Below are 14623 nucleotides of genomic sequence, written 5' to 3' on the forward strand. Positions count from 1 at the left end.
TATTTACAGCCTCAGATCTGATTCCTGTGGATTAAGCACATACTTCAAATCATATAGAACAGCATTGGGTTTCCCCAGTGCACGGATAGAGGAAGCCCCCATATCCTTGAACTGCCGATGTGCCACAGCCAGGATAATAGCATCATAATTACCGGATTCGGGTGCTTCAATCAGCTTGATACTGTATTCGTGTTGTGCCTCTTCAGAAGACAACCATGGATCGTATACATCCACTACGCAGTTGTAATCCTTGAGTTCGGTCACGATATCCACCACTCGGGTATTACGCAGATCCGGACAGTTTTCCTTGAAGGTAAGTCCCATGACCAATACCTTGGCGCCATCTACCTGAAGACGTTTTTTGGTCATGGCTTTAACCAGCTGAGCAACAACATAGGCTCCCATGCTGTCATTTAGTCGCCGTCCAGCAAGAATAATTTCCGGATGATAGCCAATTGCCTGCGCTTTATGTGTCAGGTAATACGGATCCACCCCAATACAATGTCCACCCACCAGACCGGGACGAAACGGCAGAAAATTCCACTTACTGCCCGCTGCTTTGAGTACGGCTTCAGTATCAATATTCATTTTGTTGAAAATCAACGCCAGCTCGTTGATAAGAGCAATATTCAGATCACGCTGGGTGTTTTCGATCACCTTGGCAGCTTCAGCCACCTTGATACTTTCCGCTTTGTGTGTGCCTACAGTAATAATTTCGTTGTATAAGCTATCTACCAGATCAGCGATTTCCGGAGTGGAGCCCGAGGTAACCTTTTTGATAGTCGTGACACGATGTTCCTTGTCACCTGGGTTGATGCGCTCTGGACTGTAGCCACAGTAGAAATCCCGGTTAAATTTCAGGCCAGAAACACGCTCCAGCACAGGCACACAATCTTCTTCGGTACAACCAGGGTAGACAGTAGATTCATAAATAACAATATCTCCTTTTCTCAATACCTTACCGACAGTCTCGCTGGCTTTGATAAGTGGCATAAGATCAGGGCGCTTGTGATCATCAATTGGTGTGGGAACGGTAATAATGTAGCAATTACAGGTGCGTAAATCGTCTATATTGGTGGTAAAAGTCAAATGCTTTGCCGCTGCAAGTTCTTCCTGCGTGACTTCCAGCGTAAAGTCATTGCCATTTTTAAGCTCATCAATACGCTGCTGGTTAATATCGAACCCGGTCACAGGACGCTTGCGGCCAAACTCAGCAGCCAGTGGAAGGCCGACATATCCAAGCCCGATAATGGCAAGTTTGATATCCTGGAGTTGCATGTTGTCTCCTACAAATTGAAGTAATTGCGATACCACGTCACAAAGCTGGCTATTCCCTGTTCGACCGACGTGGCGGGCCTGTAATCGAATTGTTCGACGAGATCAGAAACATCGGCATAAGTATCCGGTACGTCACCTGGCTGCAGGGGTAGCATTTCCATTGCGGCCTTTTTACCAAGCGCTTTTTCCAGTGCAGCAATATAGTCCATCAGCTCTACCGGGCTGTTATTGCCAATGTTGTAAACACGCCAGGGTGCCATACTGGTGCCTGCATCCGGATTTTCCCCGCTCCAGGCCGGGTCAGGCCGAGTGGGTTGATCCAGCACACGGATTACGCCCTCCACAATGTCATCTACATAAGTAAAATCTCGGCGATGTTTTCCATAGTTAAATACCGGAATCTTTTCTCCGGCAAGAATAGCCTTAGTGAATTTAAACAGCGCCATATCCGGCCGCCCCCAAGGACCATATACAGTAAAAAAACGTAGGCCAGCAGTCGACAAGTTATATAAATGGCTGTAAGTATGCGCCATTAGCTCATTAGATTTTTTGCTGGCTGCATAAAGGCTGAGCGGGTGATCAACGTTGTGATGCACCGAAAACGGCATCTGCGTATTGGCACCGTACACGCTAGAGCTGCTGGCATACACCAGATGTTCGACACCGTTATGACGACAACCTTCAAGAATATGGGCAAAACCAACGATATTGCTGTCAATATAAGCCAATGGATTCTCAATGGAATAGCGCACCCCGGCCTGAGCAGCCAGATTCACCACCCGTTGTGGTTTATGCATTTCAAAACAGGAATTGATCCCTTCGCGATCTGCCAAGTCAAGACGCAAATGGGTGTAAGCAGGATGATCCGCAAACCGGGCAAGACGATCCTCCTTAATCTGTGGATCATAATAATCATTGTGATTATCGATACCAATGACGGTGTCACCACGTTCAAGCAGCCGCAGCGTCAATGCAGATCCAATAAAACCGGCTGAACCAGTAATAAGTATCTTCAATTAATTGCTCCCGAATAGATCACGTGTATAAATCTTGAAGTGGCAACTTGCCTGACACAAGGGATCCGCAAGTTGAAAAACTCAGCAATTCCTTTAGCCCTGATGCACTTCATGACTCGTTGAATAAATTATCCGATCCTGTCTTCATAATCAGCTGATAGACGCCTACGATCTTAGTTGTTTAAGTCCTACGATATGTTGATATTGAGTAATCGCTCACAGTTTTTCCACAGCCGCCGATTCTTTTCTAGCCACGCGAAACCACATCCCATAATCCAGCGCTTGGATATGACCTTAAAGGTATGGCCGCTCGCTATGTTTGGCGATTTGTGCCGACACAAACTTTTCCAGGACTTCGCACTTTCCTTGAGCGAAAGGTTTGTCCATATAATCGCTGTCGTACAGCAAACTTTGTCCCTGCTGCAGCCTCGACGCAGCCGCCAGCAAAGCTCCCTTACGGCCTCTTCAGCTATAGTGACTGCGATTGCATCGGATAATCCTTAGTATCTACTGCAATGTGGCGTTTGATTCCCGAAACTTCGTTGCCCGCATCATAACCCTTGAACCGTGCTGTGTCAGTGTTTTTGGCACTTTGTACGCCCACAACCAAGAACGTGTTGCTGGCATTGGACCCAGCTTCTCTCGGACCACACTAACCTGATTTTTAAAGCCTGCTCTAGCAGAACCGCCACCTTCGCGTTTCACTCCAGATGGAAAAGTACGAGTGTACTTGCGCTATTTGGGAAACTTTTCGAGCAGCATGCGTCATTGGCAGCCACTCCTGAATAAATACAGAGAGCACACCACACAGAATATTTCGGACAGGTCTATGCGTCTGGGATGGGTCTTCCAGCGCGCTCTCCAGCAACGGCTTGATCGCCTCGATCTCGGTACTGTCGATAAATAGCGGTGGAATTCCTGCCTGATGGCACTCTACTACCCTCACTAAAAATTTATGAGAAAAACAGGTTATCTGTAACCCAATACCTTACTAATTTTGGCAAGATAACCAGCTGGGTGGCGTATTTGATCGCCATCACTGCTCACGGATTGATGATTATGACATCACGAATGATTACTGATTATCCCGAAAAATCTATAAATTCTGAAAATATTTGTACGTAACACATTGATTTTATTGTGATCAGTAGATTTTCAAAAACAGGATTTTTCGAGGTAACCTATCTTAATAAAACTCGCATTGAAGTGATTGATGTTTGTAGGCGTATAGATAGTGACGCTGACAAACCTTCAGCATGTTGCCAGCAACACTAAATTAGATAACCCAACATAATCAACGCCTGCAACCACTATTTGCATAATTTCAAATACTGTCTGGCCACCATATCGCCCTTATATTCGCGTTTTTAATATGCAACACATAGCTCAGATATTGCGGCCAAAACTTCTATTATGAATGCAGAACAAATTTTAAGATAACACCACAACCTAGATTATCACTACTGTTCATTTGTTTAAATAGAAGATTAAACTAGAAAATAAAGCTTCTCCATAGTTTACAAAGTTTTACAAATAAAAAAGAATCCACCAGACAGGCAGTTAAGGAAAATGATGTAATCATCATACGGGATAATGAGCATAGAGAATAAGTCACTTGATCTGTACATCAAGATCACACCCAAACATCTTGGCCAACTTATTCCTGTTTTCAATAGAAACAGAAATCACATAAGAACATTGATAATTAGAATTACATCCATGTAACCCTAGGTAATTCAAATTCAATCCATGAAATTAAAACGATACTATGAAGATAGCTAGGTGAGAAGAGAGAAAAATCATTCATTATAGCCATATAAAAATATGGCTGCAATAAATGAAATAAATAGGAATGGGAATACTAAGAGGATATTTGTTAATTCATTAAAAAATATTTAAATATTAGCCACGCAAGATCTATAGATTTATTTCATAATATATATAAAAATATTGCAAGCTAAAATTAAAAAATAGTTTTGCCTCAACAAAACAATAGAGTATTTTAAAAAAATAATCTTTCAAAATACTCTATAAATAGGAAGCTTGGCGGTGACCTACTTTCACATGTGAAAACATACTATCATCGGCGCTGCTTCGTTTCACTTCTCTGTTCGGGATGGGAAAAGGTGGGTCCAAAGCGCTATGGCCGCCAAGCATAAACGGTAGAATTGGGTAATAACAGCAACTATATATAAAATATAACTCAATTTTCAAGATTATAGGATCAAGCCTCACGGTCAATTAGTATCGATTAGCTCAACGCATTACTGCGCTTCCACATTCGACCTATCAACGTTGTAGTCTCCAACGAACCTTCAGGGGAGTTATACTCCCGGGAAATCTAATCTTATGGCAAGTTTCCCGCTTAGATGCTTTCAGCGGTTATCTCTCCCGCACTTAGCTACCCGGCGATACGACTGGCGTCATAACCGGTACACCAGAGGTGCGTCCACTCCGGTCCTCTCGTACTAGGAGCAGCCCCACTCAAATTTCCAACGCCCACGGCAGATAGGGACCAAACTGTCTCACGACGTTTTAAACCCAGCTCACGTACCACTTTAAATGGCGAACAGCCATACCCTTGGGACCGACTACAGCCCCAGGATGTGATGAGCCGACATCGAGGTGCCAAACTCCCCCGTCGATATGAACTCTTGGGAGGAATCAGCCTGTTATCCCCGGCGTACCTTTTATCCGTTGAGCGATGGCCCTTCCATACAGAACCACCGGATCACTATGACCTGCTTTCGCATCTGCTCGACTTGTCAGTCTCGCAGTTAAGCACGCTTATGCCATTGCACTATCAGCACGATTTCCGACCGTACCTAGCGTACCTTCGCACTCCTCCGTTACTCTTTGGGAGGAGACCGCCCCAGTCAAACTGCCTACCATACACGGTCCTCGATCCAGATTATGGACCTGAGTTAGAATTCCGACCATTCCAGGGTGGTATTTCAAGGTTGGCTCCATATACTCTAGCGAGCATATATCACAGCCTCCCACCTATCCTACACAAGAATAATCAAAATCCAATGTAAAGCTACAGTAAAGGTGCACGGGGTCTTTCCGTCTAGCCGCGGGTAGATTGCATCTTCACAACCATTTCAACTTCGCTGAGTCTCAGGAGGAGACAGTGTGGCCATCGTTACGCCATTCGTGCAGGTCGGAACTTACCCGACAAGGAATTTCGCTACCTTAGGACCGTTATAGTTACGGCCGCCGTTTACCGGGGCTTCGATCAAGAGCTTGCACCCCATCACTTAACCTTCCGGCACCGGGCAGGCGTCACACTCTATACGTCCACTTTCGTGTTTGCAGAGTGCTGTGTTTTTATTAAACAGTCGCAGCCACCATTTTATTGCAACCTTTTTCTGCTCCATACGCGAAGTACTTTACATACTAAAGGCACACCTTCTCCCGAAGTTACGGTGTCAATTTGCCGAGTTCCTTCTCCTGAGTTCTCTCAAGCGCCTTAGAATTCTCATCCTTCCCACCTGTGTCGGTTTACGGTACGGTCTTTATTTAACTGAAGCTTAGCGGCTTTTCCTGGAAGCATGGCATTACTTACTTGGCTTCCCTAAGGAAGTTTCGTTATCACATCTCAACTTAGCTATCCGGATTTTCCTAGATAGCATATCTACCTGCTTCAACCGGGACATCCAACACCCGGCTAAGCTAGCCTTCTTCGTCCCCGCATCGCATTAAATAAAGGTACTGGAATATTAACCAGTTTCCCATCAGCTACGCATCTCTGCCTCGCCTTAGGAGCCGACTAACCCTGCGCCGATGAACGTTGCACAGGAAACCTTGGGTTTTCGGCGAGGAAGCTTTTCACTTCCTTTATCGCTACTCATGTCAGCATTCGCACTTCCGATACCTCCAGCAATCTTCACAAATCACCTTCACAGGCCTACGGAACGCTCTCCTACCACTTGCAACTAATTGCAAGTCCTTAGCTTCGGTGTACAGTTTAGCCCCGTTACATCTTCCGCGCAGGACGACTCGATCAGTGAGCTATTACGCTTTCTTTAAAGGATGGCTGCTTCTAAGCCAACTTCCTGACTGTCTATGCCTTCCCACTTCGTTTACCACTTAACTGTATCTTTGGGACCTTAGCTGAAGGTCTGGGTTGTTTCCCTCTCGACACCGAACGTTAGCACCCGATGTCTGTCTCCCATACTTACATTTTTTGGTATTCGGAGTTTGCAATGGTTTGGTAAGTCTTGACGACCCCCTAGCCATAACAGTGCTCTACCCCCAAAAATGATATATGAGGCACTACCTAAATAGTTTTCGGAGAGAACCAGCTATTTCCAGATTTGTTTAGCCTTTCACCCCTACCCACAGCTCATCCCCTAATTTTTCAACATTAGTGGGTTCGGACCTCCACGAAGCATTACCCTCGCTTCATCCTGGCCATGGGTAGATCATCTGGTTTCGGGTCTACACCCAGCAACTTATCGCCCTATTAAGACTCGTTTTCACTACGCCTCCCCTATCGGTTAAGCTTGCTACTGAATGTAAGTCGCTGACCCATTATACAAAAGGTACGCGGTCACCCCTTGCGAGGCTCCCACTGTTTGTATGCATGCGGTTTCAGGATCTATTTCACTCCCCTCCCGGGGTTCTTTTCGCCTTTCCCTCACGGTACTGGTTCACTATCGGTCGATTACGAGTATTTAGCCTTAGAGGATGGTCCCCCTATATTCAGACAGGATTTCACGTGCCCCGCCCTACTTTGCGTAATCTTAGTTCCATACTTGAATTTTTATCTACGGGACTATCACCCACTACGGTTTAACTTTCCAGATAATTCGATTAATTCAAATACTAAATATTACCGGCTGCTCCCATTTCGCTCGCCGCTACTCTGGGAATCTCTTTTGATTTCTTTTCCTCTGGCTACTTAGATGTTTCAGTTCACCAGGTTAGCCATCAACCCCCTATATATTCAGGAGTGATTACCCTTACGGGTGGGTTTCCCCATTCGGACATCTCCGGATCAAAGCTTATTGCCAGCTCCCCGGAGCTTTTCGCAGGCTTCCACGTCCTTCATCGCCTGTAATCGCCAAGGCATCCACCACATGCACTTGTTCGCTTGATCCTATAATCTTGAAAACTTACCACCACCATCACAAAAAAAAGATTGGTGTTTGTCATCACTCTTATAGTTACTTTAATTATGCTTTAAGCACAATCTTACCCAATTTTTATTTTTAAAGAACAATAAATAAATTAAATTTCCATTCTTAATGGTGGAGGTGAACGGGATCGAACCGATGACCCCCTGCTTGCAAAGCAGGTGCTCTCCCAGCTGAGCTACACCCCCTATGGTGGGTCTGGGTGGACTTGAACCACCGACCCCACGCTTATCAAGCGTGTGCTCTAACCAACTGAGCTACAGACCCTTACGAGTCCAAGTTTAACCCAACACCTCAAACCCAAATTTATATTTATCTACTCAAACAACCAATAAGTGTGAACACTTGACAATAATTTATGAAAGGAGGTGATCCAGCCGCAGGTTCCCCTACGGCTACCTTGTTACGACTTCACCCCAGTCATGACCCCCACCGTGGCAAGCGCCCTCCTTGCGGTTAAACTACCTGCTTCTGGTGAAAATCACTCCCATGGTGTGACGGGCGGTGTGTACAAGACCCGGGAACGTATTCACCGCGGCATGCTGATCCGCGATTACTAGCGATTCCGACTTCACGGAGTCGAGTTGCAGACTCCGATCCGGACTACGACGCGCTTTCTGAGATTGGCTCCTCCTCGCGGATTGGCAACCCTCTGTACGCGCCATTGTATTACGTGTGAAGCCCTACCCATAAGGGCCATGAGGACTTGACGTCATCCCCACCTTCCTCCGGTTTGTCACCGGCAGTCTCGCTAAAGTGCTCATTAAAATGATAGCAATTAGCGACAAGGGTTGCGCTCGTTGCGGGACTTAACCCAACATCTCACGACACGAGCTGACGACAGCCATGCAGCACCTGTGTCCTGGCTCCCTTTCGGGCACTCTTATGTCTCCATTAGATTCCAAGCATGTCAAGGGTAGGTAAGGTTTTTCGCGTTGCATCGAATTAATCCACATAATCCACCGCTTGTGCGGGTCCCCGTCAATTCCTTTGAGTTTTAATCTTGCGATCGTACTCCCCAGGCGGTCAACTTCACGCGTTAGCTACGTTACCAAATCCTTAATTAGATCCGACAACTAGTTGACATAGTTTAGGGCGTGGACTACCAGGGTATCTAATCCTGTTTGCTCCCCACGCTTTCGTGCATGAGCGTCAGTGTCAACCCAGGGAGCTGCCTTCGCCATCGGTGTTCTTCCACATCTCTACGCATTTCACTGCTACACATGGAATTCCACTCCCCTCTGCTGCACTCTAGCTTTGTAGTTTCAAACGCAATTCCCAGGTTAAGCCCGGGGCTTTCACATCTGACTTACAAGGCCGCCTGCGCACCCTTTACGCCCAGTAATTCCGATTAACGCTCGCACCCTACGTATTACCGCGGCTGCTGGCACGTAGTTAGCCGGTGCTTTTTCTGTCGGTACCGTCATAAATCATAGCTATTTACTATGACTCTTTCTTTCCGACTAAAAGAGCTTTACAACCCGAAGGCCTTCTTCACTCACGCGGCATGGCTGGATCAGGCTTTCGCCCATTGTCCAAAATTCCCCACTGCTGCCTCCCGTAGGAGTCTGGGCCGTGTCTCAGTCCCAGTGTGGCTGGTCGTCCTCTCAGACCAGCTACTGATCGTTGCCTTGGTAAGCCTTTACCCCACCAACTAGCTAATCAGACATCAGCCGCTCCTTTAGCGCAAGGTCTTTCGATCCCCTGCTTTCCTCCTGAGAGATATGCGGTATTAGCACATCTTTCGATGCGTTATTCCCCACTTAAGGACACGTTCCGATGTATTACTCACCCGTTCGCCACTCGCCGGCGGGCCGAAGCCCCCGCTGCCGTTCGACTTGCATGTGTAAAGCATGCCGCCAGCGTTCAATCTGAGCCAGGATCAAACTCTTCAGTTTTATTTCTTTTCATCTGACTCAAGCCTATTTGACAGGCCATCTTCGCAGACGCTTAATCATTTACCAGCCCAATTTTATTGGGCCTTACAACTTTTATATTGCCAAGCGTCCACACTTATTGGTTATTTGTTTTTTTAAAGATCTTTGCTTTGACTTGCGTCATCGCTATAGAGATGCGCATTATATAGATTAAATAACCCAAGTCAAGCGATGTTAGCCATCATTTTTCATTTTTATCTGTTGATCAATGTAATCATTTGATTCTATTTAGTATTTTAAATACAGACACCTTCGTGATTCTGCGACAAAGTATCTTGCGGATCATCTATTTTTGCTTAAAAACATTTTTAATTTTATACCTAGGGTCTGTTGGCATTTCAGGCTATCTTCTTGCTTTATAAGAGCAAACTCGTATTACTGTTGTGTGGGAGCTATAACAATTGAGCTTGCTTCTTTAAATCAAAAGCTTGAGTGAGATCAAACGGAAACAGGCCCTAGCCCGCTATCTACACTTTCCTCATGTTTTATGTTTTTATATACAACCATTCTAATAGCGCATCCATAGCCACTCTTGCACCGCCTGACTTCGGATGATTCACGATGAATACTATTACATAACGCTTTTTTTTATGGTTCAGCACATACCCTGCTATCGCGGATACATCTTTCAATGTGCCTGTTTTAATATGCGCCTTTTGAGCAACAACGGATTTCTTTAAGCGCTTTCGAGCTGTTCCATCCACCCCGACCACTGCCAGGGAGGCCATGAATTCAGGCATCGTGGGCGAAAAATAAGCCGCATTCAGCAAGTCATTTAAATGCCGCGCACTGATTCGTTCTATGCGTGACAACCCCGATCCATTTTCCAGCACCAATTCTGGAAAATCCATATTTTTTGAAAATAGCCACTGTCGTATTCCAGATCGCGCAAGATTGGGTGAAACAAATTCGCCGCCGTTAGATTCTGTTTCACCCAGTGATAAAAACAACTGTTTTGCTGCTACGTTATTACTGAATTTGTTAATACCACGAATGACTTCGGCCAGTGGCGGAGAATGGTAGACACTAATCGGATTCAGCGTTTTTGATGTTACTCCATGCCGTACGCTGCCATTAAATGTACCATCCAGTTGCTTCCATAGCCCACTAAACAGCTGATGAATGTACGTCGAGCTCTCGTGCAAACTCAGGTAGTAAGCGGTTTGGCCACAATGAGCCGAGTAATCACCTTCAAGCATTACTGTCACATGGCCTGGTCGCGGAACATCGTCACGAATATTCACGCGAACTCCACTGGTGCTACATTTTTTCTGAGTCAGTTTGAGGTGGTTTTGCACATTCAGCAATTGGCTTTCCGGATCGGCCGTAACCCGCACTCCACCATGCTGCGATTCGGGAAATAGATGTAGTGTTGATGTGTGGTAATTCACCAGCAGCGCTTCCGGGGCCACATTGTAAGTTTTATAGCGTTTACCATCAAAAGCACCAGGATTTTCCGTCGGAAAACTATAGTAGCTGTAATCCAGTACCAGATCCCCGCTGATATCTTTTAGCCCGGACTGGCGAAGCTGACGGAGCAACAGCCAGAAATTTTCCAGATTAAGACTGGGATCGCCATAACCCTTGATGATCAAGTCACCTTGCAATCTGCCATTTTCCAGATTGCCATTTGCATACACCTTAGTACGCCACGTGTATGATGGCCCAAGCATTTCCAGTCCGGCATACGTTGTTACAACCTTCATGACTGAAGCAGGATTCATTGGCACATCAGCATTGACTGACACTAGCGGCCGCTCAGCACCGACTTCCCTGACATAAATCCCGACAGCTGCTTCGGGAATGCCTGTTTTTTTTAGTGCCTGCCTGACGGTATCTGGCAAATCAACGGCATAAGCCGGAAAAGTCAACGCACCCCATAATAACCACGTTATTTTCAGCAAACTTTTCATAACAGTCAGCGGATCAGTTTATTTTGATCAACGTGTACCACGACAAATAGATAACCCGTCATCCCAACCCATCCGGTACTGCATATCGGCCGCGTAGCGTTTTTTATCCTTAAACCCATAAGCTGATTGTTTTGCGGTTTCACATCCATCCACATATCCTTCCTGAGCTGCTTTGGGGTAGCCAGCAAGATTGTAGGTTGGGCGCGTACTAAGCGGCAACGGACCGGACGGTCTTTGCTGCACAACAGGATCCGGAGCCGGGAGAACGGGGCCAGGCATCGGGCGCTTAGCCATCGTACAGCCTGCCAATAAAGCAATTACTATCGCAACAACATTTACTCGCAGCATTTTTCACTCCCTTTTATTCGTTATATTTTATTTTTTGCTATATCACTGTTTTCAATAGCTTGCCCATTTCAGCTGGATTGCGGGCAACATGAATACCACATGCCTCCATTACTTCAATTTTTTCCTGTGCTGTTCCTTTGCCTCCAGCAATAATTGCACCTGCATGCCCCATCCGTTTGCCGGGAGGCGCTGTCATTCCGGCAACAAACCCCACCACCGGCTTCTTCATATGATCTTTAACCCAATGAGCAGATTCTTCCTCATCAGTACCACCAATTTCACCCACCATCAACACCGCATCAGTTCCGTCATCCTCATTGAACAACTTTAGGATATCAATATGTTTAAGACCATTGATCGGATCACCACCAATTCCGATGCAAGTAGATTGCCCTAATCCCAGCTCACTCAGCTGCGCCACTGCCTCATAAGTTAACGTACCTGATCTTGAAACCACCCCAATCCTTCCTTGTTGATGAATGGCGCCTGGCATAATGCCAATTTTCAACTCACCTGGCGTGATAACTCCCGGACAATTAGGACCGATCAACTGTGTCTTTTTTCCACGCATACGGGCGCGTGTCCGCAACATATCTCGAACAGGAATACCTTCAGTAATGCAGATGACCAGATCCAGTTCGGCCTCCACCGCCTCATCAATTGCTGCAGCTGCATAAGCAGGCGGCACATAAATCACCGATACAGTCGCACCCGTCGTCTGCCTTGCTGCTTCCACTGTTGCAAACACCGGAATACCTTCAAAATCCTCTCCTGCCTTTTTAGGATTGACTCCAGCCACAAAACAATCCCTGCCAAAAGCATATTCTCGGCACTGGCGAGTATGAAACTGCCCGGTTTTACCTGTAATACCCTGTGTCATGACACGCGTATGACGATCAATCAGAATAGCCATCTGTTATGCTCCTCTGGTTGCAGCTTCAGATCGATGCCGAGCTGCTGCATCCACCGCCTTTCTGGCAGCATCAGCCATGTTGCTGCCAGCAATAATCGTTAATCCCGAATCTGCCAGAATCTTTTTCCCCAACTCCACATTGGTTCCCTCCAATCGAACAATCAATGGAACAGCTAGCTTCACCTCGCGCACCGCTGACACCACCCCATCAGCAATTACATCGCAGCGCATAATCCCACCAAAAATATTGACCAGTATTGCCTGCAAATCGGGATTTCTCAGCATCAGCTTGAATGCCTCAGTTACTTTTTCCACCGTCGCTCCGCCTCCCACATCCAGAAAATTGGCTGGATTGCCACCATAGAGTTTAATAATGTCCATGGTTGCCATAGCCAAACCAGCACCGTTGACTAGACAGCCAATATCACCATCAAGCGGAATATAGGAAAGCCCATGCCGCGCTGCTTCAACCTCAAGCGGATCATCTTCATCCAGATCCCGCAGGGCAACGATTTCCGGATGACGAAACAAGGCGTTATCATCGAAATTCATTTTGGCGTCCAAAGCAATCAGACGGTTATCTGGTGTAACAATCAACGGATTGATTTCAAGTAATGAAATATCGTTCTCATCGAATGCCTGATATAGCGCCCCCAGCATAGACACCGCCGCTGATCGGCATGATTCAGGCAAATTGATCTGGCGCACAACTCTCTCTGCATCTTGAAGATTCAATCCCTCAAGCGGATTAATCTGAGTTTTATGTATTTTTTCTGGTGTACTGGTTGCCACCCCCTCAATATCCATGCCACCCGCATCACTCGCAATTAAACTGACACACTGCGAAGCACGATCAACAACCAGTGCCACGTAATACTCATGACTGATATCGATCCCCTGTTCAATATAGAGCCGGCGAACAATCTGTCCCTGTGGGCCGGTTTGATGCGTGACCAGCGGAGCAAACAACATCGCCTCAGAAAACTGCCGGACCTCCACAATGGACTTTGCCAGCTTTACCCCCCCTGCCTTGCCACGCCCTCCAGCATAAATTTGTGCCTTGACCACCCATTTATCACCCCCCAGCTTTTCAGCAGCCAGAATCGCTTCCTCCACGCTAAAACAAGCAATACCGGCCGGCACACTAATCGCATAACGGCTAAGAATTGCTTTAGCCTGGTATTCATGAATTTTCATATTTCATCCTTTTGCGCTCACACATCGGGTTGTGCCAATACCTTCTTAATATAACTCCCCACTTCGGCCAGCTCTTGTTTAAAGCCAGGCAATAGCCTAGCCAGTTTTTCCACATCACCTTCTTTTGCAGCCACCTCCATTTGCGCACACCACTCACCCAGAGCCAGCGCACCAATCGAACGCGCTGAAGATTTAAGCTTATGTACGGCAAATTTCGCCTCATCTGCCTTGCCATCTGCTACGGTACTTTGCAACTGTTCAGCAATCTTTCGAGCGTCACGGAGAAAATCTTGCAAAAATTCTTTGATAATGACCTGATCATTTCCGACCAACGATTTAAGTATATTAATATCCACTGTGATTTTTTCAGCGGCAACTAAATGTTTAGTCCCACGGTGTGCTGGAATGGGTCAAAGATAAAACGATCTGGCTCATTTTTCCAGATTTTGCAGATGTATTCATAGGGTGTTAGGCCTTTGAGAGCTTTTAGTCTTTTGGCGAAGTTATAAGCCATCACAAAGCGATGGAGATGGGCCTTCAACTGATCGTGTGAGTCGTAATAATACCGTTTTACAGTCGCATCCTTGATGGTTCGATTCATGCGTTCAACCTGACCATTGGTCCAGGGATGGTTGGGTTTGGTGAGACGGTGCTCGATGCCGTTGATCTGACAACACCTATCGAACATATGCGTTACATACTGAGCCGTTGGCCCATTCCGATAACGCGCCGGGAACGTAAACTGGATACCGTTATCAGTCAGGATTGTATGGATCTTGTAGGGAACAGTCTCGATCACGGCCTTCAAGAAGGCGGTTGCCGTGTTGCGGTTGGCTTTGTTCTGGAGTTGAACAAAAACGAACTTTGATGTCCGGTCAAT

At 46.4% G+C, this 14623-nt stretch carries 8 protein-coding genes, 2 tRNA genes, 3 rRNA genes and 1 pseudogene; all 14 read right to left on the minus strand.

Going from position 1 to position 14623, the window contains the following annotated elements:
* Positions 1–3: 3 nt before the first annotated feature.
* Positions 4–1278 (minus strand): Vi polysaccharide biosynthesis UDP-N-acetylglucosamine C-6 dehydrogenase TviB, encoded by a 1275-nt coding sequence (tviB, locus tag ABF86_RS09620; RefSeq protein WP_011633354.1) that lies wholly within the window; start codon positions 1276–1278, stop codon positions 4–6.
* A gap of 8 nt (positions 1279–1286) precedes the next feature.
* The gene (locus ABF86_RS09625) at positions 1287–2294 is read right to left on the minus strand and encodes an NAD-dependent epimerase (protein WP_011633353.1); all 1008 of its coding nucleotides are present in this window, start codon (positions 2292–2294) and stop codon (positions 1287–1289) included.
* A gap of 188 nt (positions 2295–2482) precedes the next feature.
* Positions 2483–3210, minus strand: a pseudogene (locus ABF86_RS09630) (IS5 family transposase).
* Positions 3211–4335: 1125 nt separating this feature from the next.
* Positions 4336–4448 (minus strand): 5S ribosomal RNA (gene rrf, locus ABF86_RS09635).
* Positions 4449–4514: 66 nt separating this feature from the next.
* A 23S ribosomal RNA gene (locus ABF86_RS09640) occupies positions 4515–7398 on the minus strand.
* 149 nt (positions 7399–7547) lie between these two features.
* Positions 7548–7623, minus strand: a tRNA-Ala gene (locus ABF86_RS09645).
* 2 nt (positions 7624–7625) lie between these two features.
* Positions 7626–7702, minus strand: a tRNA-Ile gene (locus tag ABF86_RS09650).
* A 94-nt stretch (positions 7703–7796) separates the two neighbouring features.
* Positions 7797–9333: ribosomal RNA gene (locus ABF86_RS09655) — 16S ribosomal RNA — on the minus strand.
* Together the 16S, 23S and 5S rRNA genes with 2 tRNA genes alongside form the textbook arrangement of a ribosomal RNA operon.
* A gap of 524 nt (positions 9334–9857) precedes the next feature.
* The gene (gene dacB / locus ABF86_RS09660) at positions 9858–11285 is read right to left on the minus strand and encodes a D-alanyl-D-alanine carboxypeptidase/D-alanyl-D-alanine-endopeptidase (RefSeq protein WP_011633352.1); all 1428 of its coding nucleotides are present in this window, start codon (positions 11283–11285) and stop codon (positions 9858–9860) included.
* Between the two features lie 27 nt (positions 11286–11312).
* Positions 11313–11633, minus strand: a complete 321-nt coding sequence (locus ABF86_RS09665) for a hypothetical protein (RefSeq protein ID WP_011633351.1) — start codon at positions 11631–11633, stop codon at positions 11313–11315.
* A gap of 37 nt (positions 11634–11670) precedes the next feature.
* Entirely contained in the window at positions 11671–12546 is an 876-nt protein-coding gene (gene sucD, locus ABF86_RS09670; protein ID WP_011633350.1) for a succinate--CoA ligase subunit alpha, read from the minus strand.
* 3 nt (positions 12547–12549) lie between these two features.
* The gene (sucC, locus tag ABF86_RS09675) at positions 12550–13743 is read right to left on the minus strand and encodes an ADP-forming succinate--CoA ligase subunit beta (RefSeq protein WP_011633349.1); all 1194 of its coding nucleotides are present in this window, start codon (positions 13741–13743) and stop codon (positions 12550–12552) included.
* 17 nt (positions 13744–13760) lie between these two features.
* Complete coding sequence (locus tag ABF86_RS09680) at positions 13761–14099, minus strand: Hpt domain-containing protein (protein ID WP_345889567.1); 339 nt, start codon at positions 14097–14099, stop codon at positions 13761–13763.
* A gap of 20 nt (positions 14100–14119) precedes the next feature.
* Positions 14120–14623 (minus strand): integrase core domain-containing protein (locus tag ABF86_RS09685; RefSeq protein WP_160803569.1); only part of this gene is annotated, 504 nt, incomplete at its 5' end.

The organism is Nitrosomonas sp. GH22 (assembly GCF_009833115.1).
GTDB classification, from domain to species: domain Bacteria; phylum Pseudomonadota; class Gammaproteobacteria; order Burkholderiales; family Nitrosomonadaceae; genus Nitrosomonas; species Nitrosomonas eutropha.

Bases quoted from the DNA above. Each gene is read 5' to 3' on its own strand.
- tviB (WP_011633354.1), bottom strand. From the start codon at position 1,278: ATGCAACTCCAGGATATCAAACTTGCCATTATCGGGCTTGGATATGTC.
- dacB (WP_011633352.1), bottom strand. From the start codon at position 11,285: ATGAAAAGTTTGCTGAAAATAACGTGGTTATTATGGGGTGCGTTGACT.
- ABF86_RS09665 (WP_011633351.1), bottom strand. From the start codon at position 11,633: ATGCTGCGAGTAAATGTTGTTGCGATAGTAATTGCTTTATTGGCAGGC.
- sucD (WP_011633350.1), bottom strand. From the start codon at position 12,546: ATGGCTATTCTGATTGATCGTCATACGCGTGTCATGACACAGGGTATT.
- sucC (WP_011633349.1), bottom strand. From the start codon at position 13,743: ATGAAAATTCATGAATACCAGGCTAAAGCAATTCTTAGCCGTTATGCG.